A 20,522-nucleotide genomic window follows, 5' to 3' on the forward strand; every position below is an offset into this window, starting at 1 on the left:
CGCTTCGGCACCCGCCGAACTACGACAGCTTGGAGGCAGCCGCCTCGTCCAGCAACCACAGCGTGCGGTTCTGGCCCTTCGGGTGGGCGGCGGGTACGTCGCCCTCGGCGAGAGCCGTCGCGACCGCATCGGCCTTGTCCTCACCGGAGACCACGAACCAGACCTCACGGGTCCGGTCGAGGAGCGGGAAGGTCAGCGACACCCGGGTCGGCGGCGGCTTCGGCGAGTCGTGCACGGCGACCGCTGCGACGTCGATGACCTCGAGCTGCGGAAACCCCGGGAACAGCGACGCCACATGCCCGTCGGGACCGACGCCGAGCATCAGTACGTCGAACGTCGGCGAGCCCGCGGCCTCCAGCTCGGACGCGTACGCCGCTGCCGCCGCTTCGGCGCCTTGCCCGGTGTCCGTGGGCATCGGATGCACGCGCGCCGGGTCGACGTCCAGGGCGGACAGCAACGCGTCCCGAGCCTGCGTCTCGTTGCGCTCGGGGTCGCCTTCGGGCAGGAACCGTTCGTCACCCCACCAGAACTCGACCCGCTGCCAGTCGACCTCCACGCGTGCTGGCGACTCTGCGACCGCCTGGTACACAACCGACGCCACCCTGCCGCCGGTGAGGACGACGTGCGCGATCCCGCCGGTGCTCTGGGCGTCGGCGAGCGCCGTGATGAACCTGCCGGCCACCGAGAACGCCAGGTCCTCGGCATCGGAATGAATCAGCAGTTCCGGATCCACAGTCATCGCTTAGCCGCCGTCCTCTTCGCCGCCGCCTTCTTCCCCGGCGCAGTCTTCTTGGCCGCGGTCTTCTTGGCCGTAACCTTCTGAGCAGCCGCCTTCTTCGCCGCTGCCGGCTTCTCGGCGGCCTTCTTCTGCGCAGCCACGACCTTCTTGCCGGCCGCGGTCACACTCGCCGCCGTCGACTTCCGGGCCGTCGCGTCGACCTTCTTCTCGGCCGCCGGCAGCTGGTCCCGCTCGACCTTGCAGGCCAGCGTCTTCGCGTACACGTCATCCGGATCGAGCCGCCGCAGTTCCTCGCTCAGCAACTCCGACGTCGTACGCCGCTTCAACGCCACCGGCCGATCCGGCTGCCCCGGCACGCTGAACGTCGCCACCGCACCATCCGGCCGCGTCAACGCGATCGCCCCCGACGGCGTGAACAGCCGTACGGCGGTCACGCCCGGCCCGCGCGAATTCCGCTGCTCCACCGGCACCTTGAGCCGCGACTGCAACCACGCAGCCATCAGGTCGGCGCTCGGGTTCCCCTTGGCGGCCGCGACCTCGGCCCCGGTCACCTTCGTCGGGTACTGATCCAGCGCAGCCGCCATCAGCGCACGCCACGGCGTCAACCGCGTCCACGCGAAGTCGGTGTCACCCGGCTTGTACCCCTCGGCCCGCGCACTGAAGTCCACCGAGGCCCTCCGCGTCGCAGCAGCATCCGTCACGCGACGCCGACCGAGCCGCCCGAGCGGATCGTCGGCCGGGACCTTCGGGCCGCCACCCGGCCACCACACGATGACGGGGGAGTCGGGCAGCAGCAGCGGCGTGATCACGGACTCCGGCACCTTCGCCAGCTCACCGTGCAGCCGCAGCAGCACGGCCTCACCGGGGATGCCCTCGCCGACGCGTACTTCGGCGTCCAGCCCGCTCGCGCCCCGGCCGGGCCGCAGGATCGCGACCAGGACCCGGGACGGGTGTTCGCGGCCGGCCTCGTTCGCGGCCTTCATCGCGTCGTGGTGCGACGCCTCGTCGACGACGACCACGATCGTGCCGACCATGCCCATGGCCGGCGATCCCGCGTGCCGACGGGCCTTCAGCAGCGCCGAGGCGATCTCGCTCGACGTGGTGTCGGTCAGGTCGATGATCATGGCCGCCTCCAGGCACGTCCGTCGCGGGCGAGCATCTCGTGCGCCGAGTCCGGACCCCAGTCACCGGACGGGTACTGCTCCGGCTTGCCGTGGCGGGCCCAGTAGTCGAGCACCGGGTCGAGGATCTTCCAGCCCAGCTCGACCTCGGTGTGCTGTGGGAACAGCGGCGGATCGCCGAGCAGTACGTCGAGGATCAGCCGCTCGTACGCCTCCGGGGACGACTCGGTGAACGAACCGCCGTACTGGAAGTCCATGTTCACGTCGCGGATCTCCATCGTCGTCCCGGGCACCTTGGCGCCGAAGCGGATGGTGATGCCTTCGTCCGGCTGGATCCGCAGGACCAGCGCGTTCTGGCCGAGCTCTTCGGTCTCGGTCTTGGTGAACGGCAGGTGCGGCGCGCGCTTGAACATCACCGCGACCTCGGTCACCCGCCGACCGAGCCGCTTACCGGTGCGCAGGTAGAACGGGACGCCCGCCCACCGGCGCGTGTCGACATCCACCCGCAACGCCGCGAACGTCTCCGTCGCCGACGTCGAAGGAATGCCGTCCTCCTGCAGGTATCCCTTGACCTTCACGCCACCGGCCCAGCCGGCCGCGTACTGACCGCGGGCACTGTGTAGGTCAAGCCGCTCCGGCAGCTGTACGGCGTTCAGCACCTTCTTCTTCTCCTGGCGCAGCGACCAGGCGTCGAAGCTGACCGGCTCCTCCATCGCGACCAGCGCGAGCAGCTGGAGCAGGTGGTTCTGGATCACGTCGCGGGCGGCGCCGATGCCGTCGTAGTACCCGGCGCGGCCGCCGATGCCGATGTCCTCGGCCATGGTGATCTGCACGTGGTCGACGTAGTTGCTGTTCCAGATCGGCTCGAACATCTCGTTCGCGAACCGCAGCGCCAGGATGTTCTGGACCGTCTCCTTGCCCAGGTAGTGGTCGATCCGGAACACCGCCTCGGGCGGGAACACCGACTCGACCACGCGGTTCAGCTCGCGGGCGCTCTTCAGGTCGTGGCCGAACGGCTTCTCGATCACGACCCGCCGCCACGAGCCGGGCTTCTCGTCGGTCAGCCCGTGCTCGGACAGCTGCCGCACGACCTCCGGGAACAGCCCCGGCGGGATCGACAGGTAGAACGCGTGGTTGCCGCCCGTACCGCGGGTGACGTCCAGCTCGTCGACCGTCTCGCGCAGCCGCTCGAACGCCACGTCGTCGGTCAGGTCACCCGGCACGAACCGGAAGCCCTCGGAGAGCTGCTGCCAGACCTCCTCGCGGAACGGCGTCCGGGCGTGCTCCTTCACCGAGTCGTGCACGATCTGGGCGAAGTCCTGGTTGGTGTAGTCACGCCGGGCGAACCCGACCAGGGCGAAACCGGGGGGCAGCAGCCCCCGGTTCGCCAGGTCGTAGACCGCCGGCATCAGCTTCTTGCGGGCCAGGTCGCCGGTGACGCCGAAGATCACCAGGCTGCACGGCCCCGCGATCCGCGGCAGCCGCCGGTCCTGCGGATCCCGCAGCGGGTTCCGGTACGGCGTGACGTCGCCCGGCCCTTCGTCGAGCTCAGCGGTCATGGCCCGCTTCCTCCCCGTACTAGTTCGCGAACAGAGCCAGGAGCTGCTGTACGCCGTTCGACACGTCGGTCAGGTGCAGACGCAGTACCGGGCGCCCGCGCTCCGCGAGTACTCCGGCGTCGCCGGCGGCCTGCGCCGTGATCAACGTACCGAAACTGAACGGCCGATCCGGGATCTCCACGTCGGTCGCGTGTGCGCCGGTGATCTGCAGGTACACGCCCTCCGGGTGGCCGCCCTTGTGGTACTGACCGGTCGAGTGCAGGAACCGCGGTCCCCAGCCGAAGGTCACCGGACGACCGGTCTTGGTCGCCAGCGCCGGCCGTACGCCGAACAGGTCCGCGTCCCGCTCGGAGTCCAGGTACGCCATGACTGCGACGTAGCCCTTCGCGTCGAGCTTGCCCAGCAGCGCGTCGACCGCACCCTGCAGCGAGACCACACCGTCCAGCAGTCCTTCGGAGCCACGAACCTCGACAGCGCCCTCGGTGAAGGCGGCCGCCTCCGGCTTCGGCTGCGCGTCGAGCAGACCACGCGCGGCGGCCTTGGCGCTCTCCACGTCCGGCTGGTCGAACGGGTTGATGCCGAGCAGGTAGCCGGCCACCGCCGTCGCCGTCTCCCAGAGCAGCATCTGACCGCCGAGCGAGCCCGAGGTCAGCGCAGTCGGCACACCGCTGGTCGCCTTCTCGGCGAGCAAGGCGTTGGTCAGGTCAGCAGCCTCGCTGTGCAGTTCCGGCGCACCGACCTCGACGGCGACCGGCAGTACGCCGGTGCCGAGCTTGCCGGTGCTCTCCGCGATCAGCTGCTCGGCCCAGTCCGGGAAGCCGACGATGTCGGACCCGTCGGCCGTGATGATCGCCTTGTCCCGGCCCGCGCTCGCCGCGAGCACAGCGCCCAGCCACAGAGCCGGGTTGTCGGTCGAGTCCGCCTGCAACTCAGGCGCCGCCTCGGCCGCCTGGTCGAGCAACTCGGCGATGTCCGCGCCGGCCAGACCGGACGGCACCAGGCCGAACGCCGTCAACGCGCTGTACCGGCCGCCCACGTTCGGGTCGGCGAGGAACGTCTTCCGGTAGCCCTCGTCCGCCGACAGCTTCTCGAACGGCGAACCCGGGTCGGTCACCACCACGACCCGCGACGCGGCGTCGATCCCCGCGTCCTCGAACGCCTTGACGAACGTACGCCGGTGGCTGTCGGTCTCGACCGTCCCGCCGGACTTGCTGGACACGACGATCACGGTCTTCGAGAGGTCACCGGCCAGCGCCCGCGCGACCACGCTCGGGTCGGTCGAGTCCAGTACGACGAGCTCGACGCCCGCCGTCCGCGTGATGACCTCGGGCGCGAGCGACGAGCCGCCCATGCCGGACAGGACGATCCGGTCCAGGCCCTCGGACCGCAGGTCCGCCTGCAGGGCCTCGATCTCGGCCAGCAGCGGCCGGGAGGTGTCGTGCAGGTCGACCCAGCCGAGCCGGATCGACGCCTCGTGCTCGGCGTCCGGGCCCCAGATCGTCGCGTCCTTCGCGGCGATCCGGGACGCGATCTTCTCGGCGACCAGCTTGTCGACGACCTCGGCCCAGTCGCCGTTCTGTGTGCTGACCTTCGGAGCGCTCACTTGGCCGCGCCCTTCAGGGCCGCGGTGACGGTGTCCTGCAGCTCGGACCAGGAGGCGTCGAACTTCGCCACGCCCTCGTCCTCGAGCACCTGTACGACCTCGTCGTACGAGATGCCGAGCTTCTCCAGGTCGGCGATCACCTTGCGGTCGGCGTCGTAGTCGCCGCGGACGGTGTCGCCGGAGAATTCGCTGTGCTCCTCGACCGCCTTGATGGTTGCCTCAGGCATCGTGTTGACGACACCCTTGGTGACCAGGTTGTCGACGTACAGGGTGGGGGAGTACGACGGGTCCTTGGTGCCGGTGGAGGCCCACAGCGGCCGCTGCGGCTTGGCGCCGGCGGTCTCGAGCTCGCGCCAGCGGTCGGTGTCGAAGATCTCCTCGTACGCCTCGAAGGCGAGCCGGGCGTTGGCGATCGCGGCCTTGCCCTTCAGCGCCTTCGCCTCGTCGGTGCCGATCGCGTCCAGCCGCTTGTCCACCTCGGTGTCCACCCGGCTGACGAAGAACGACGCGACGCTGGCCATCTTGGTCACGTCGTGGCCGTTCTCGACGGCCTGCTCGAGGCCGGACAGGAACGCGGCCACGACCGCCTTGTAGCGCTCGAGGGAGAAGATCAGCGTCACGTTCACGCTGATCCCGGCGGCCAGCGTCTCGGTGATCGCCGGCAGGCCTTCCTTGGTGGCGGGGATCTTCACGAAGACGTTGTCCCGGCCGACGATGTCCCACAGCAGCTTGGCCTGCTCGACGGTCTTCGCGGTGTCGTGCGCGAGCGTCGGCTCGACCTCGATCGACACCCGGCCGTCCTGGCCCTCGGAGTCGTCGTACGCCGGCTTGAACACGTCGGCGGCGTCGCGGACGTCGTCGGTGGTGATGACCCGGATCGCCTCGTCGGTGGAGACGCCCTGGGAGGCCAGGTGGGCGACCTTCTCGGCGTACGCGTCGGCGTCCGAGATGGCCTTGGCGAAGATGGTCGGGTTCGTGGTCACACCGACCACGTGCTTGTCCTCGATCAGGGCCTGCAGGCTGCCGCTGGTCAGCCGCTCGCGGGACAGGTCGTCGAGCCAGATGGAGACACCCGCGTCGGCGAGTGCTTTCAAGCGATCGTTCATGTGTCCGATGCCTTCTTCCGAAGTGTTCTGTTGTGGGTTTCTTCAGCTGGCGTCGGCCGGTCCGACCGGTCCGGCGGCGGCGCGGCCGGGCGGCACGCCCGGTCCGCTGATCTGTGCGGCGGCAGCGATGCTGTCCTTGGCCGCCTGCACGACCGCGTCGGCGGTGATGCCGAACTCGTCGTACAGCGTCTGGTACGCCGCGGAGGCGCCGTAGTGCTCCAGGCTCACGCTGCGGCCGGCGTCGCCGACGATGTCGTGCCAGCTCAGCGCGATCCCGGCCTCGACCGAGACCCGGGCCCGGACGTCGGCCGGGATGACCGACTCGCGGTACGCGTCGTCCTGCTCGTCGAACCACTCGCGCGAGACCATCGAGACCACGCGGGCGTTGACGCCCTCCTCGGCCAGCTTGGCCCGCGCCTCGACGGCGAGCTGGACCTCCGAGCCGGTGCCGATCAGCACGACGTCCGGCGTACCGTCCGTGTCGAGCAGCACGTAGGCGCCCTTGTGCACGTTCTCCGTGGTGGCGTATCCGTCCGTGCCACGCGGGAACGTCGGCACGTTCTGCCGGGTCAGCACGAGGCCGGCCGGTCGGTCGGTGTGCTCGAGGATCGTGGCCCACGCGGCCGCCGTCTCGTTCGCGTCACCGGGGCGGACGACGTCCAGGCCCGGGATCGCCCGCAGCGCCGACAGGTGCTCGATCGGCTGGTGCGTCGGGCCGTCCTCGCCGAGGCCGATCGAGTCGTGCGTCCAGACGTACGTCACCGGCAGCTTCATCAGCGCGGCCAGCCGGACCGCCGGGCGCATGTAGTCGGAGAAGACCAGGAACGTTCCGCCGTACGGGCGGGTCAGGCCGTGCAGGGCGATGCCGTTCAGCACCGAGCCCATGGCGTGCTCGCGGATGCCGAAGTGCAGCACCCGGCCGTACTCGTTGCCCTGGAACTCCTTGGTGGCGTGCTCCGCCGGGATGAACGACGGCTGGCCCTTCGGGGTGGTGTTGTTCGAACCGGCCAGGTCGGCCGAGCCGCCCCACAGCTCGGGCAGCTCCGGCGACAGCTTGGTCAGCACGTCACCGGAGGCGGCGCGGGTGGCGACACCCTTGGCGTCGGCGTCCCAGCTCGGCAGCGCGTCCTTCCAGCCGGGCGGCAGCTCGCGCTTGGAGAGCCGGTCCAGCAGCGCGGCGCGCTCCGGGTTCGCGGCCTTCCACTCGTCGAACCTGCCGCTCCACTCGGCCTCGAGGGCCTTGCCGCGGTCCTGCGCCTCGCGGGTGTGCGCGAGGACGTCGTGGGCGACCTGGAACGACTGCTCCGGGTCCCAGCCGAGGACCTTCTTGGTCGCGGCCACCTCGTCGGCGCCGAGCGCCGAGCCGTGGATCTTGCCGGTGTTCTGCTTGTTCGGGGCCGGCCAGCCGATGATCGTGTGCAGCCGGATGAAGCTCGGCTTGTCGGTGACCGCCCTCGCCGCCTCGATGGCGTCGTACAGCGCCTGGACGTCCTCTTCGTAGCCCTTGCCGCCGTTGGTCCAGTCGACGTCCTGGACGTGCCAGCCGTACGCCGCGTAGCGGGCCGCGACGTCCTCGGAGAAGGCGATGTTGGTGTCGTCCTCGATCGAGATCTTGTTCGCGTCGTAGATGACCGTGAGGTTGCCGAGCTGCTGGTGCCCGGCCAGCGACGAGGCCTCGGCCGAGACGCCTTCCTCCAGGTCGCCGTCCGATGCGATCACGTAGATCTGGTGGTCGAACAGACCCTCGCCCTTCGGCGCGTCCGGGTCGAGCAGGCCGCGCTCGCGGCGGGCCGCCATCGCCATCCCGACCGCGTTGCCGACGCCCTGGCCGAGCGGACCGGTGGTGGTCTCGACACCGGGGGTGTGCGAGTACTCCGGGTGGCCCGGCGTCTTGCTGCCCCACGTCCGCAGCGCCTTCAGGTCGTCCAGCTCGAGGCCGAAGCCGGCCAGGTAGAGCTGGATGTACAGCGTCAGGCTGGAGTGCCCCGCGGACAGCACGAACCGGTCGCGGCCGGCCCAGTGCGGGTCGGCCGGGTTGTGCCGCATCACCTTCTGGAACAGCAGGTACGCCGCCGGCGCGAGGCTCATCGCCGTACCGGGGTGGCCGTTGCCGACCTTCTCCACCGCGTCCATCGCGAGCACCCTGACGGTGTCGACCGCGCGCTGGTCGAGCTCGGTCCATTCAAGCTTGGGGCTGGTCTTCTCCGTCACGCCGACGGCGCTCCTCTCGATGGTCATCTTCTAGGTATCTCACGCAGAGCCTACTGTGATGAAGGCTGTCCGCTGCACATTGCTCAACTGCTTGTCAACCATCTGGTGACTCCCCCTGTTCCCGGGCGGACTCCCCGGATCGGAGGGGGGTGCGAGAACCCTCCTACGGGGCGTCGTAGACTGCTGAATCGTCAGCGCCGGAGGCTCGGCGTCAACCCACTGTTTTCGAGGTGTTCGTGACGGCCGTCGACCCGCGTCCAGCCGCGACGACGTCGTACCCGACGCCGCTGGTGGACGCTACCGCTGTGGTGAGTCCGTCGGTGCGCGACGTGGTGAAGGCGTACGTCGGTCTGACCAAGCCGCGCATCATCGAGCTGCTGCTGATCACCACCGTGCCGGTGATGTTCCTGGCCGCCGGGGGAGTGCCCGGGCTCGAGGTCGTCGTGGCCACCCTGATCGGCGGCATCCTCGCCTCCGGCAGCGCGAACACGATCAACTGCGTGCTCGACCGCGACATCGACGAGCAGATGCGCCGGACCCGGCGCCGCCCGCTGCCGCGGCACGCGGTCAGCCCGCGCTCGGCGACGATCTTCGGTGTCGTGCTCGGTGGGCTGGCCACGCTGGAGCTCGGGTTCTTCGTGAACTGGCTGTCGTCCGGCCTCGCGCTCGCGGCGAACCTGTTCTACGTCTTCGGCTACACGATGGTGCTGAAGCGCCGGACCGTGCAGAACATCGTCTGGGGCGGTATCGCGGGCTGCTTCCCGACCCTGATCGGCTGGACCGCGGTCACCGGCAAGCTGGCCTGGACCCCGGTCGTGCTGTTCCTGGTGGTGTTCTTCTGGACGCCGCCGCACACCTGGTCGCTGGCGATGCGCTACCGCGAGGACTACGCGTCGGTGGACGTGCCGATGCTGCCGGTGGTCGCCACCCCGGTCGCGACCGCGCGGCAGATCATGGCGTACTCCGTTGTCATGGTGATCACCTCACTCGCGCTCTGGCCGATCGCCGACACCGGGTACGTGTATCCGCTGGCCTCGATCGTGCTCGGATTCGTGTTCCTGCGTGAGGCCCGCCGGTTGTTGCTCCGGGCCCACACCGGTGCGGAAGGCGCGGCCCTGCGGCCGATGCGGCTCTTCCACTTCTCGAATATCTACCTCGCGCTGCTGTTCATCGCCGCGGCCATCGATCCGCTCCTGCACTGAGCGTCGCCCGCCGGGCGCTCGGAGTTCTCCCGTTGACCATTTCGTGACCTCATGTTGCGATGGGGTGGTCTGTGGAGGGGGTTCCACACCTGGGGAGGCGCTGCAGCAGGGGGAATCGCATGGGGGTACGAACACGTGTTGCCGCACTCGCGGCAGTTGCGTTGGCCGGATCCGTCCTGGTCGCCGGCCAGGCCGACGCCGGCGGCAACCATTCCAGTCTGAAGCCGATCGCGACCGGGTTGAACGGTCCGCGCGGCGTATCGACGTACAAGAACCTGGTCATCTACAGCGTGACCGACGGGTCGGTGTACGTGACGAACGGCCGCAAGTCCGTGAAGCTCGGCAAGGTGCCGGGCACGGGCGGGTTCCCGCCCGCGATCGACACGAACAAGTGGGGTACGACGTACGCACTGACCGGTGCGGGCGGCGAACCGGGCCAGCCACCGGTGCCGGGCAGTTCGACGCTGTACCGGATGCGGTACGGGAAGACGCCGGTCAAGGTCGCGGACATCGCGGCGTACCAGGCGCACGACCCGGACCCGTACAACCAGGCCGACTCACCGACGGAGTCCAACCCGTTCGGCGTCGCGGCCCTGAGCGACGGCACGGTCCTGGTGTCCGATGCCGCCAACAACGATCTGCTGAGGGTGTGGCCGAACGGTCACGTCAAGACGGTCGCGCGGCTGAAGCCACGCACGGTCAAGGTCCCGGCCGGTCTCGGTAACGAGGCTCCGCCGGCAGGTACGCCGTTCGTCGCCGAAGCAGTGGCCACGTCGGTCACCGTGGGTTCTGACGGTTACTACTACGTCGGCGAGCTCCGCGGCTTCCCGGCAACACCCGGTACGTCGGAGATCTGGCGGATCAGGCCGGGCTCGGTGGGCGCGGTGTGTGACCCGGTCAAGCCGAACAAGGGCAACTGCCAGCGGTACGCCGACGGTTACACGTCGATCGTCGACCTGGCCGGCGGTCCGCACGGCACGCTCGCGGTCGTCCAGTTGGCGCGGGACAGTTGGCTCGCGTTCGAGTCCGGTGGCTCGACCATCGGCTCGCTCTACCTGCAGTACCCCGGCAAGAACCACAAGGCCGGCTACAAGAGGGAACTGGTCCGCGGCCAGCTGAACCTCCCCGGCGGCACAGCCTTCGACCGATGGGGCGGCTTGTACGTCTCCGCACCGGTCTTCGGCCCAGGCGCCGTCTACAAGGTGCGCTACTGAAGTAGGACGAGTACGGCGGGACGCCCGTTTCAGGTTGCGGGCGTCCCGCGCTCGCCGTACACGGCCGTGACCAGCGCGATCAGCAGTCCGGCCAGGAACATGTGCACGAGCACGACACCCCACGGCAGCCCGGTGAAGTACTGCGTGAAGCCGACAACGCCCTGCAGCAGCTCGATGGCCAGCAGCCAGGCCGCCAGCTTGCGCAACGTGCGTGAGGTCGCGGTGACCCGGGTCGCGATCACCAGCGCGATCGTGATGCCGAGCAGCCCGAACACGACGTCCGCATGGAGCTGACTGACCAGTTCGGGGTCGAAGCCGTTGCGCCCGGTCTCCGGATCACCCGAGTGCGGACCGGCGCCGGTGACAACGGTGCCTAGGGCAACAGTTAGCCAGACCGCCACCACACAAGCGGTCGCGAGCGCGCGGACCACCGGGGGAGTGTGCGGGTACGGGCTGGTCCGCGACCGGCGCATCATCGACACCGTCAGCGTGATGATGATCGGCGAGACGAGGAAGTGCGCCGAGACGATCCACGGGTTCAGCCCGGTCAGCACGCTGATACCGCCGATGACTGCCTGCAGCGGTACGCCGAGGGCCGCGGCCGTCGCCAGCCGGCGGAGGTCGTGGCGGACCGGGCGGTAGCGCATCACGACCAGCCAGGTGCAGATCGCGACCACACCGACCACGAACCCGAGCATCCGGTTCGTGAACTCGATCGCGCCGTGATAGCCGAGCGCGGCATGGGGCACGTACGAATCGTCCGTACACGACGGCCACGTCGGGCAGCCGAGGCCGGAGCCGGTCAGACGGACCAGACCGCCGGTCACCACGATGCCGATGTTCACCGCAACCGAAGCCCAGCCCCAGCGGCGAACCACGTCCAGGCTCGGTTCGGGCACGAGGCGCCAGAAACGGCTGACTGGTTCGGCTTCTCGAGGCGGGGGCTCCGTCGTCATCACCGGGACACTCTAAAGCTCAGTCCCAGCGGAAGGTCCGGGAGACCAGGTATCCGAGCACGCCGGCCCACAGCGCCAGCGACAAAGCGGCCGCCCAAGGGATCACCCCTTCGACGGTCGAGTTCGCCAGCCCGTTGGCCAGGGCGGCACTGGGCAGCAGGCGTACGACGCTCTGCATGCCGGACGGGTACTCGTTGACGGGTGTCATGATCGCCCCGCCGACGAGCAGCAAGAGGTACAGCAGGTTCGCGGCGGCCAGCGTCGCCTCTGCCCGCAGTACTCCGGCCATCAGCAGACCGAGTGATGCGAAGGCTGCGGTGCCGCACAGGACGGTGAGGATGACGCCGATGACCGCTTCGGCTCCGCCTACTGGTTTCCAGCCGAGCGCGAAGCCGGTGCCGATCAGGACAGCGAGCTGGATCAGCTGGACGATCAGGACGGCACCGATCTTGCCGGCGAGCAGTCCGGTACGGGAGAGCGGGGAGGCGCCGAGGCGCTTGATCACGCCGTACCTGCGTTCGAAGCCGGTTGCGATGGCGAGCGAGGTGAACGACGACGAGAGGATGGCCAGGGCGAGGACGCGAGGGACGGCCTGGTCGATCGGCCGGCCGTCGCCGAGCGGCAGGCGGTCGCCCAGGCCGGTCGCGCCGAGCAGCAGCAGGATGCCGAGCGGGATCACGAGCGCCAGCAGCAGTTGCTCGCCGTTGCGGACGAGCAGCTTGAACTCCATCCGCGAGTGCGCGAGCACCTTCCGCGGCCACGGCGCACTTCCCGGCTGCGGTGCGTAGGTGCTCATGAGCGCTCCGGCTTGGCGGTCAGCTCGAGGAAGACGTCCTCGAGGGACTTCTTGTGGTGCTCGGTCAGGTCGTCGGGGGTGCCGGAGGCGATCACCTTGCCGGCCGACACCACGTGGACCTGGTCGGACAGCTGCTCGGCCTCGTCCATCGCGTGCGTGGTGAGTACGACGGTGACGCCGTCTTTGCGCAGGTCGCGGATCACCTGCCAGATCTCGCGCCGGCCGTGCGGGTCCAGCCCGGTCGTCGGCTCGTCGAGGAACGCGATCTCCGGCCGCCCCACGATCGCCAGCGCGAACGACAGCCGCTGCTTCTGACCACCCGACAGGCGGCGGTACGGCGTACGCCCGCAGCTGCCCAGGTCGAGACGCTCCACCAGGGCCGGGATGTCGAGCGGGTGGGTGTGCAGCGTCGCGACGTACTTGAGCATCTCGACCGCCCGTACGCCGGACCAGGCGCCGCCCTCCTGGAGCATCACGCCGATCCGCGGCATCAGCTCGTCGTGGTCCGCGATCGGGTCCAGCCCGAGCACGCGGACCTGGCCGGAGTCAGGCCGGCGGAATCCCTCACAGCTCTCCACGGTCGTGGTCTTGCCGGCGCCGTTCGGGCCGAGCACGGCCGTCACCGTGCCGGCGGCTACGGTGAGACTGAGACCGTCGACCGCGGTCTTCTCGCCGTACCGCACGACGAGGTTGTCGATCTCTACCGCGACTGGCACAAACGGCAGCATAGAGAACGTCCCGGAGTGACCTCGCTCACGGTCCCGGTCGAAGCCCCGCGTGACGGCGTGAACCGGTTAGGGGAGCCTTATTTGAAGGGCCCCGGGAATTACGCGACACTGATGTTGTGAAAACTCCTGCGACGAACGGATCGGCGCCCACCGGCGCTGCCGCGCGGGACGAGTCCACCCGGGACCGGGTAGCCCGCTCGATCCTGACCAACGGTCCGTCCAGCGCCGCGGTGCTGGCGGAGCGGCTCGAGCTGACCCCGGCGGCGGTCCGGCGGCATCTCGACCACCTGCTCGAGGAGGGCCTGGTCGAGTCCCGCGAGGAGCGCGTCTACGGCCCGCGCGGCCGCGGCCGCCCCGCGAAGGTCTTCGTGCTGACCGACACCGGCCGGCACGCCTTCCACCAGGCGTACGACGACCTGGCGGCGACGGCGATGCGGTTCATCGCCGAGGCCGGCGGTGACGACGCCGTGGCGGAGTTCGCCCGGCGCCGTGTCGCCGAGGTGGAGGAGCGGTACCGGGAGCAGCTCGCGCTGGCTCCCGAGAGCAAGAAGGCGCAAGCGCTCGCCCAGGCCCTGACGGCGGACGGGTACGCAGCCTCGACGGCGGAGGCGGGCCACGGCGCCCAGCTCTGCCAGCACCACTGCCCGGTCGCGCACGTGGCCGAGCAGTTCCCCCAGCTGTGCGAGGCCGAGACCGAGGTGTTCTCGAGACTCCTCGGCAAGCACGTGCAGCGCCTGGCCACCATCGCCCACGGCGACGGTGTCTGTACGACGCACATCCCGGGTCCGGTCGTGACCGAGCCCGTTGCCCCTGTATCCGACGGCGAATCTGCGAGGACTGCACGATGACGCAAACCGCTCACCCCGAACTGGAAGGCCTCGGCAACTACCAGTACGGCTGGGCCGACTCCGACGCCGCCGGTGCGGTCGCCCAGCGTGGCCTCAGCACCGACGTGGTGCGGGGCATCTCCGCCCTCAAGAACGAGCCGGAGTGGATGCTCGACCTGCGGCTGAAGGGCCTGAAGCTCTTCGACCGCAAGCCGATGCCGTCGTGGGGTGCGGACCTGTCCGGGATCGACTTCGACAACATCAAGTACTTCGTCCGCTCGACCGAGAAGCAGGCGACCAGCTGGGAAGAGCTGCCCGAGGACATCAAGAACACCTACGACAAGCTCGGCATCCCGGAGGCGGAGAAGCAGCGCCTGGTCGCCGGTGTCGCCGCGCAGTACGAGTCCGAGGTCGTCTACCACCAGATCCGTGAGGACCTGGAGGCCCAGGGCGTCATCTTCCTGGACACCGACACCGGTCTCAAGGAGCACCCGGAGATCTTCAAGGAGTACTTCGGCTCGGTCATCCCGGTCGGCGACAACAAGTTCGCCTCGCTGAACACCGCGGTCTGGTCCGGCGGCTCGTTCATCTACGTGCCCAAGGGCGTCAAGGTGGACATCCCGCTGCAGGCCTACTTCCGGATCAACACCGAGAACATGGGCCAGTTCGAGCGGACCCTGATCATCGTCGACGAGGACGCCTACGTGCACTACGTCGAGGGCTGCACGGCGCCGATCTACAAGTCGGACTCGCTGCACTCCGCGGTGGTCGAGATCATCGTGAAGAAGGGCGCCCGCTGCCGCTACACGACGATCCAGAACTGGTCGAACAACGTCTACAACCTGGTCACCAAGCGCGCCACCTGCGAAGAGGGCGCGACGATGGAGTGGATCGACGGCAACATCGGCTCCAAGGTGACGATGAAGTACCCGGCCGTCTACCTGATGGGTGAGCACGCCAAGGGCGAGACGCTGTCGGTCGCGTTCGCGGGCGAGGGCCAGCACCAGGACGCCGGCTCGAAGATGGTGCACAACGCGCCGTACACGTCGAGCTCGATCGTGTCGAAGTCGGTGGCCCGCGGCGGCGGCCGGACGTCGTACCGCGGTCTGGTCGAGGTGGCGCCGGGCTCGCACCACAGCAAGTCCACGGTGCGCTGTGACGCGCTGCTGGTCGACACCATCAGCCGCTCGGACACCTACCCGTACGTCGACGTCCGCGAGGACGACGTGGCGATGGGGCACGAGGCGACCGTGTCCAAGGTCAGCGACGACCAACTCTTCTACCTGATGAGCCGGGGCATGGCGGAGGACGAGGCGATGGCGATGATCGTCCGCGGCTTCATCGAGCCGATCGCCCGCGAGCTCCCGATGGAGTACGCGCTGGAACTCAACCGGCTCATCGAGCTGCAGATGGAAGGGGCCGTCGGCTGATGTCGTCGTCTGACACCCTTGTTGCTACCGGCAACAAGGCGCACTCCCACGGGCCGGGTTCCCCGGTCCCGCTCCAGGCGCGCAGCGAGCGGCCCACGTCGTACGACGTGGCCGACTTCGCGGTGCCGACCGGGCGCGAGGAGGAGTGGCGCTTCACGCCGGTCAAGCAGCTGAAGGCACTGTTCGAGGACGCGGCCGGCACCGAGACCCCGAAGGTCGACGCGTCCGGTCCGGAGGGCGTGGTCTTCGAGACCGTCGCCGCGGACTCGCTCAAGGTCGGCAAGCCGCAGGACCGCTCCGCGGCCGTCGCCTGGAACCACGCGGGCGACGCGTTCGCGGTCCGGATCCCGGTCGAGGCCGAGCTGACCGAGGCGGTGCACGTGAACGTCGCGAGCCTCGGCGCCCGCGGCTTCAGCCACCTGATCATCGAGTCCGGCCGGCACAGCAAGGCGATCGTGATCATCGATCACAGTGGCTCCGGTGAACTCGGTAGCAACGTCGAGATCGTCGTCGGCGACGGCGCCGACCTGCGGGTCGTCTCGATCCAGCAGGGCGACCACGAGTCGATCCACCTCGGCCAGCACGACGCGGTCGTCGGCCGGGACGCGAAGCTCCACCACGTCGCGGTCACCCTCGGCGGCAAGATCGTCCGGATCGGCACCAACGTCCGGTACGCCGGTCCCGGTGGCGACGCCGAACTGCTCGGGGTGTACTTCGCCGAGTCCGGTCAGCACCACGAGAACCGGCTCTTCGTCGACCACGAGGCGACCAACTGCAAGAGCAACGTGCTCTACAAGGGCGCGCTGGCCGGTGACAAGGCCCGCTCGGTGTGGATCGGCGACGTGTTGATCCGGGCCGCGGCCGAGGGCACCGACACCTTCGAGCTGAACCGGAACCTGGTCCTGACCGACGGCGCCCGCGCCGACTCGGTGCCGAACCTGGAGATCGAGACCGGCGAGATCGAGGGCGCCGGCCACGCGTCGGCGACCGGCCGGTTCGACGACGAGCAGCTGTTCTACCTGCAGGCCCGCGGCATCCCCGAGGACGCGGCGCGGCGGCTGGTCGTGTCCGGCTTCTTCAACGACATCATCGGCAAGATCGGTGTCCCCGAGGTCACCGAGCACCTGCACGAGGTGATCGAAGAGAAGCTGGCCCGCACCGCCGAGCTGAGCGAGTCCGCCAAGGCGGTTGTCGGCCAGTGAGCGACAGCTTCGAGCGCGCCTGCGCCGCCGCCGACGTACCCGACGAGGGAGTGATCCCGGTCGAGGTCGGCGGCGTGGAGGTCGCGGTGGTGAAGAGCGAGGGACAGTACTTCGCGGTGCGGGACGAGTGCTCGCACGCGCAGATCCAGCTGTCCGAGGGTGACGTCGGCGAGTGCGAGATCGAGTGCTGGTTGCACGGGTCCCGCTTCGACCTGCGCACCGGCGAGCCGACCAGCCTGCCGGCGTACGACCCGGTGCCGATCTACCCCGTGCGCCTCGACGGCGACGACGTACTCGTCGACGTGAAGAACCCCCTGAACCAAGCAGCCCTGTAAACGACGGAGATAGAAGAAACCTCATGGCGACACTCGAGATCCGCGACCTGCACGTGTCGGTCGACACCGAGAACGGCCCGAAGCAGATCCTGCGCGGCGTCGACCTGACCATCGCCGGCGGTCAGACGCACGCGATCATGGGCCCGAACGGCTCCGGCAAGTCGACGCTGGCGTACTCGATCGCCGGGCACCCGAAGTACAACGTCACCAGCGGCACCGTGACGCTGGACGGCGAGGACGTGCTGGACATGTCCGTCGACGAGCGCGCCCGGGCCGGCCTGTTCCTGGCCATGCAGTACCCGGTCGAGGTACCCGGGGTCTCGGTGGCGAACTTCCTCCGGACCGCGAAGACCGCGATCGACGGCGAGGCGCCGAAGCTGCGGACCTGGATCAAGGACGTCAACAAGGCGCTCGCCGATCTGGACATGGACTCCGACTTCGGCACCCGGAACGTCAACGAGGGCTTCTCCGGCGGTGAGAAGAAGCGGCACGAGATCGTCCAGCTCGAGCTGCTGAACCCGAAGGTCGCGATCCTCGACGAGACCGACTCCGGCCTCGACATCGACGCGCTGCGGATCGTCTCCGAGGGCGTCAACCGGTTCGCCGCCCAGGGCGACAAGGGCGTGCTGCTGATCACCCACTACACGCGGATCCTGCGCTACATCAAGCCGGACTTCGTGCACGTGTTCGTCGACGGTCGCGTCGCCGAAGAGGGTGGCCCGGAGCTGGCCGAAGAGCTCGAGGCGAACGGCTACGAGCGGTTCCTCAAGGCAGGCGCGAAGTGACCGACGCCCGGACGTTCAGCAGTCCCCTGGACCTGCAGTCGGTCCGGGCGGACTTCCCGATCCTGTCCCGCGAGCTCGCGGGCGGTTTCCCGCTGGTCTACCTGGATTCGGCGAACTCCTCGCAGAAGCCGCTCCAGGTCGTGCAGGCGATCGAGGACCACTACCTCAAGCACAACGCGAACGTGGCCCGCGCCATGCACCAGCTCGGTGCCGAGGCCACCGCGGCGTACGAAGGCGGCCGGGACAAGGTCGCGGCCTTCATCGGCGCGCCGTCGCGGGACGAGATCGTCTTCACCAAGAACGCCTCTGAGGCGCTCAACCTCGCCGCGCACACGCTCGGCGCGTCGCTGAAGCCGGGCGATGTCGTGGTGGTCTCCGAGATGGAGCACCACAGCAACATCGTCCCGTGGCAGCTCGCGTGCGAGCGGACCGGCGCGACGCTGAAGTGGTTCGGCGTGACCGAGGACGGTCGGCTCGACCTGTCGAACATCGACGACCTGCTCACCGAGCAGACCAAGGTCGTCGCGCTGACCTGGGTCTCGAACGCGCTCGGCACGATCAACCCGATCACCGAGATCGCCGCGAAGGCGCACGCGGTCGGCGCGACCGTGGTCGTCGACGCGTCGCAGGCCGTCCCGCAGTTCCCGGTCGACGTCTCGACGCTGGGCGCCGACCTGCTGGCCTTCACCGGTCACAAGGTGGTCGGCCCGACCGGTGTCGGCGTGCTCTGGGGACGGTACGACCTGCTCGCCTCGCTCCCGCCGTTCCTCGGCGGCGGCGAGATGATCGAGATCGTGCGGATGACCGGTTCGACGTACGCCGCTCCGCCGGCCCGGTTCGAGGCGGGTACGCCGCCGATCGCGCAGGCGGTCGGGCTCGGTGCGGCCGTCGACTACCTGTCCGGGATCGGGATGGACAAGATCGCCGCGCACGAGCACGCGATCGTCGAGTACGCGCTCGAGGGGCTGAAGACCGTTCCCGGTCTGAAGATCCTCGGGCCGCAGGACGCGGCCGATCACGGCGGTGCGATCAGCTTCGCGCTGGACGGCGTCCACCCGCACGACGTGTCGACCGTGCTGGACACCCGCGGCATCGCCGTCCGGGCCGGGCACCACTGCGCGCGTCCGGTGCACGAGCGGTTCGGAATGCAATCGTCGACCAGAGCGTCTTTCTATCTGTACACGACGCCGGAGGAGATCGAGGCGCTCGTGGACGGCCTGGGATTCGTGCGCAAGTACTTCAAGGTGGATTGATATGCAGCTCGACAGCCTCTACCAGGAGATCATCCTGGATCACTACCGCAGCCCGCACCACGCGGGGCTGTCGGACCCGTACGACGTGGAGGTGCACCACGTGAACCCGTCCTGCGGGGACGAGGTCACACTCCGGGTCGAGCTCGACGGCGACACCGTCAAGGGCGTCACGCACAACAGCGTCGGCTGCTCGATCAGCCAGGCGGCGACGTCGGTGATGTCGGACCTGGTGATCGGCAAGCCGGTGTCCGAGGGTATGGCGACGTACGAGAAGTTCCTCGAGCTGATGCAGGGCCGGGGAAATGTCGAGCCGGACGAAGAGGTTCTCGAGGACGGTGTGGCGTTCGCGGGCGTCGCGCAGTTCCCGGCCCGGGTGAAGTGTGCACTGCTGGGCTGGTCGGCGTGGCGCGATGCCACCGCCCAGGCCCTCGCAGCCAACGAAGGAGTCAAGAATGCCTGACCAGACCGACGAGAAGATCGAACTGCCCGAGGTCGACCTCGACGCGGCCGCCGCGCCGGTCGGCACGACCCCGGCCAAGGTCGAGGACGTCACCGAGGCACTCAAGGATGTCGTCGACCCGGAGCTCGGCATCAACGTGGTCGACCTGGGCCTGATCTACGGCATCACCGTCGACGACACGAGTACGGCGATCATCGACATGACGCTGACGTCCGCGGCCTGCCCGCTGACCGATGTGATCGAGGACCAGACCCGGATGGCGCTGGACGGTCTCGTCAACGACTTCCGGATCAACTGGGTCTGGATGCCGCCGTGGGGCCCGGAGAAGATCACCGACGACGGCCGCGACCAGCTGCGGGCGCTCGGCTTCAACGTGTGAGCAAGATTGTTCACGTAGCGCCGGAGCGGTTGGACAGGTGGCTGACCGGCTTCGGCGAACGGCACGGTGACGTCGAGTACGACGTGACGCCGACGCGCGTCACGTTGTCCGCCGAGGACGGTTCCTCGGCCGTCGTCACCGTGCCGTTCGAGCCTCTCGCGGACTTGTCCCGCGAGGGGCTCGTTGCACATGTACTGGCCCCACGGCGGCTCGGGATCCTGCTCGTCCGTCGCGGCGGGTACGGCGCCGGGGTGTTTGCCGATGGCAAGCTTCTCGACTCGAAGGTCGGGTCCCGGCACGTGCAGGGGACGACGAAGGCGGGCGGCTGGTCGCAGCAGCGGTACGCGCGCCGCCGGGACAACCAGGCCCGCGAGGCGTTCGCGGCGGCGACGGAGGTCGCCGTACGGATCCTCGCGCCGGCGAAGCTCGACGTACTGGTGTGCGGGGGAGACCGGCGGGCGGTCGACACGGTGCTCGAGGATCCCCGCTTGAAGGAGCTTCCCGGGCTGGTGCGGCCGCCGTTCCTCGGCGTACCGGATCCGAAGCAGAAGGTCTTGGAGCAGGCCGGCGTCGACGCGCGGGCGATCCGGATCGAGCTGGATCAACCGGCGTAGCC

General features: G+C 69.2%; 20 protein-coding genes. 11 read left to right on the forward strand and 9 right to left on the reverse strand.

What is annotated here, in order from left to right:
* Nucleotides 1-19 precede the first annotated feature (19 nt).
* Genes pgl through tkt form a run of 6 tightly spaced genes read right to left on the reverse strand, consistent with a single transcriptional unit; the run spans nucleotide 20 to nucleotide 8,366 of the window.
* The gene (gene pgl, locus FDA38_RS16640) at nucleotides 20-739 is read right to left on the reverse strand and encodes a 6-phosphogluconolactonase (protein WP_137254921.1); all 720 of its coding nucleotides are present in this window, start codon (nucleotides 737-739) and stop codon (nucleotides 20-22) included.
* Nucleotides 736-1,863, reverse strand: coding sequence for a glucose-6-phosphate dehydrogenase assembly protein OpcA (locus FDA38_RS16645; protein ID WP_137254922.1), 1,128 nt, complete (start codon nucleotides 1,861-1,863; stop codon nucleotides 736-738). The genes pgl and FDA38_RS16645 overlap by 4 nt, the downstream gene beginning before the upstream one ends.
* Nucleotides 1,860-3,419, reverse strand: coding sequence for a glucose-6-phosphate dehydrogenase (zwf, locus tag FDA38_RS16650; protein WP_137254923.1), 1,560 nt, complete (start codon nucleotides 3,417-3,419; stop codon nucleotides 1,860-1,862). Before zwf ends, FDA38_RS16645 begins: the two co-directional genes overlap by 4 nt.
* Before the next feature lie 19 nt (nucleotides 3,420-3,438).
* The gene (locus FDA38_RS16655; protein WP_137254924.1) at nucleotides 3,439-5,022 is read right to left on the reverse strand and encodes a glucose-6-phosphate isomerase; all 1,584 of its coding nucleotides are present in this window, start codon (nucleotides 5,020-5,022) and stop codon (nucleotides 3,439-3,441) included.
* Nucleotides 5,019-6,128 carry a transaldolase gene (gene tal / locus FDA38_RS16660; RefSeq protein WP_137254925.1) on the reverse strand — a complete coding sequence of 370 codons (1,110 nt, stop codon included), beginning with the start codon at nucleotides 6,126-6,128 and terminating at the stop codon, nucleotides 5,019-5,021. The genes FDA38_RS16655 and tal overlap by 4 nt, the downstream gene beginning before the upstream one ends.
* Nucleotides 6,129-6,170: 42 nt before the next feature.
* Nucleotides 6,171-8,366: a transketolase gene (gene tkt, locus FDA38_RS16665; RefSeq protein WP_137254926.1), complete on the reverse strand. Its 2,196-nt coding sequence runs from the start codon at nucleotides 8,364-8,366 to the stop codon at nucleotides 6,171-6,173.
* 260 nt (nucleotides 8,367-8,626) lie between these two features.
* Here tkt and FDA38_RS16670 point away from each other — a divergent pair, with 260 nt between their 5' ends.
* Together FDA38_RS16670 and FDA38_RS16675 are read left to right on the forward strand one after the other, a co-directional pair.
* Nucleotides 8,627-9,541, forward strand: coding sequence for a heme o synthase (locus FDA38_RS16670; protein ID WP_233714806.1), 915 nt, complete (start codon nucleotides 8,627-8,629; stop codon nucleotides 9,539-9,541).
* Nucleotides 9,542-9,660: 119 nt separating this feature from the next.
* On the forward strand, nucleotides 9,661-10,755 hold the full coding sequence (locus FDA38_RS16675) for a ScyD/ScyE family protein (RefSeq protein WP_170989754.1): 1,095 nt from the start codon (nucleotides 9,661-9,663) through the stop codon (nucleotides 10,753-10,755).
* A 29-nt stretch (nucleotides 10,756-10,784) separates the two neighbouring features.
* On the opposite strand, the gene FDA38_RS16680 is transcribed toward FDA38_RS16675, so the two are convergent.
* From FDA38_RS16680 to FDA38_RS16690, 3 genes are read right to left on the reverse strand one after another with little or no spacing between them, the layout of a single operon-like run.
* On the reverse strand, nucleotides 10,785-11,711 hold the full coding sequence (locus FDA38_RS16680) for a COX15/CtaA family protein (protein WP_137254928.1): 927 nt from the start codon (nucleotides 11,709-11,711) through the stop codon (nucleotides 10,785-10,787).
* 19 nt (nucleotides 11,712-11,730) lie between these two features.
* Nucleotides 11,731-12,507: an ABC transporter permease gene (locus FDA38_RS16685; RefSeq protein ID WP_137254929.1), complete on the reverse strand. Its 777-nt coding sequence runs from the start codon at nucleotides 12,505-12,507 to the stop codon at nucleotides 11,731-11,733.
* A complete protein-coding gene (locus tag FDA38_RS16690; RefSeq protein WP_233714760.1) occupies nucleotides 12,504-13,223 on the reverse strand; it encodes an ABC transporter ATP-binding protein in 720 nt (239 codons plus the stop codon). Before FDA38_RS16690 ends, FDA38_RS16685 begins: the two co-directional genes overlap by 4 nt.
* A gap of 128 nt (nucleotides 13,224-13,351) precedes the next feature.
* Here FDA38_RS16690 and FDA38_RS16695 point away from each other — a divergent pair, with 128 nt between their 5' ends.
* From FDA38_RS16695 to FDA38_RS16735, 9 genes are read left to right on the forward strand one after another with little or no spacing between them, the layout of a single operon-like run.
* Nucleotides 13,352-14,083: a helix-turn-helix transcriptional regulator gene (locus tag FDA38_RS16695; protein ID WP_137254931.1), complete on the forward strand. Its 732-nt coding sequence runs from the start codon at nucleotides 13,352-13,354 to the stop codon at nucleotides 14,081-14,083.
* Nucleotides 14,080-15,492: a Fe-S cluster assembly protein SufB gene (gene sufB, locus FDA38_RS16700; RefSeq protein ID WP_137254932.1), complete on the forward strand. Its 1,413-nt coding sequence runs from the start codon at nucleotides 14,080-14,082 to the stop codon at nucleotides 15,490-15,492. The genes FDA38_RS16695 and sufB overlap by 4 nt, the downstream gene beginning before the upstream one ends.
* Complete coding sequence (gene sufD / locus FDA38_RS16705) at nucleotides 15,492-16,694, forward strand: Fe-S cluster assembly protein SufD (protein ID WP_137254933.1); 1,203 nt, start codon at nucleotides 15,492-15,494, stop codon at nucleotides 16,692-16,694. Before sufB ends, sufD begins: the two co-directional genes overlap by 1 nt.
* Nucleotides 16,691-17,029 (forward strand): non-heme iron oxygenase ferredoxin subunit, encoded by a 339-nt coding sequence (locus FDA38_RS16710; RefSeq protein WP_130438612.1) that lies wholly within the window; start codon nucleotides 16,691-16,693, stop codon nucleotides 17,027-17,029. The genes sufD and FDA38_RS16710 overlap by 4 nt, the downstream gene beginning before the upstream one ends.
* A 23-nt stretch (nucleotides 17,030-17,052) precedes the next feature.
* Nucleotides 17,053-17,814 carry a Fe-S cluster assembly ATPase SufC gene (gene sufC, locus FDA38_RS16715; RefSeq protein WP_137254934.1) on the forward strand — a complete coding sequence of 254 codons (762 nt, stop codon included), beginning with the start codon at nucleotides 17,053-17,055 and terminating at the stop codon, nucleotides 17,812-17,814.
* On the forward strand, nucleotides 17,811-19,067 hold the full coding sequence (locus FDA38_RS16720; RefSeq protein WP_137254935.1) for a cysteine desulfurase: 1,257 nt from the start codon (nucleotides 17,811-17,813) through the stop codon (nucleotides 19,065-19,067). Before sufC ends, FDA38_RS16720 begins: the two co-directional genes overlap by 4 nt.
* Nucleotide 19,068: 1 nt before the next feature.
* Nucleotides 19,069-19,527: a Fe-S cluster assembly sulfur transfer protein SufU gene (gene sufU, locus FDA38_RS16725; protein ID WP_137254936.1), complete on the forward strand. Its 459-nt coding sequence runs from the start codon at nucleotides 19,069-19,071 to the stop codon at nucleotides 19,525-19,527.
* A complete protein-coding gene (locus FDA38_RS16730; RefSeq protein WP_137254937.1) occupies nucleotides 19,520-19,906 on the forward strand; it encodes a metal-sulfur cluster assembly factor in 387 nt (128 codons plus the stop codon). The genes sufU and FDA38_RS16730 overlap by 8 nt, the downstream gene beginning before the upstream one ends.
* Nucleotides 19,903-20,520 carry an acVLRF1 family peptidyl-tRNA hydrolase gene (locus tag FDA38_RS16735; protein ID WP_170989755.1) on the forward strand — a complete coding sequence of 206 codons (618 nt, stop codon included), beginning with the start codon at nucleotides 19,903-19,905 and terminating at the stop codon, nucleotides 20,518-20,520. The genes FDA38_RS16730 and FDA38_RS16735 overlap by 4 nt, the downstream gene beginning before the upstream one ends.
* The last annotated feature ends 2 nt before the right edge of the window (nucleotides 20,521-20,522 follow it).

It is taken from the genome of Kribbella jiaozuonensis (genome assembly GCF_005233875.1).
Taxonomy (GTDB): domain Bacteria; phylum Actinomycetota; class Actinomycetes; order Propionibacteriales; family Kribbellaceae; genus Kribbella; species Kribbella jiaozuonensis.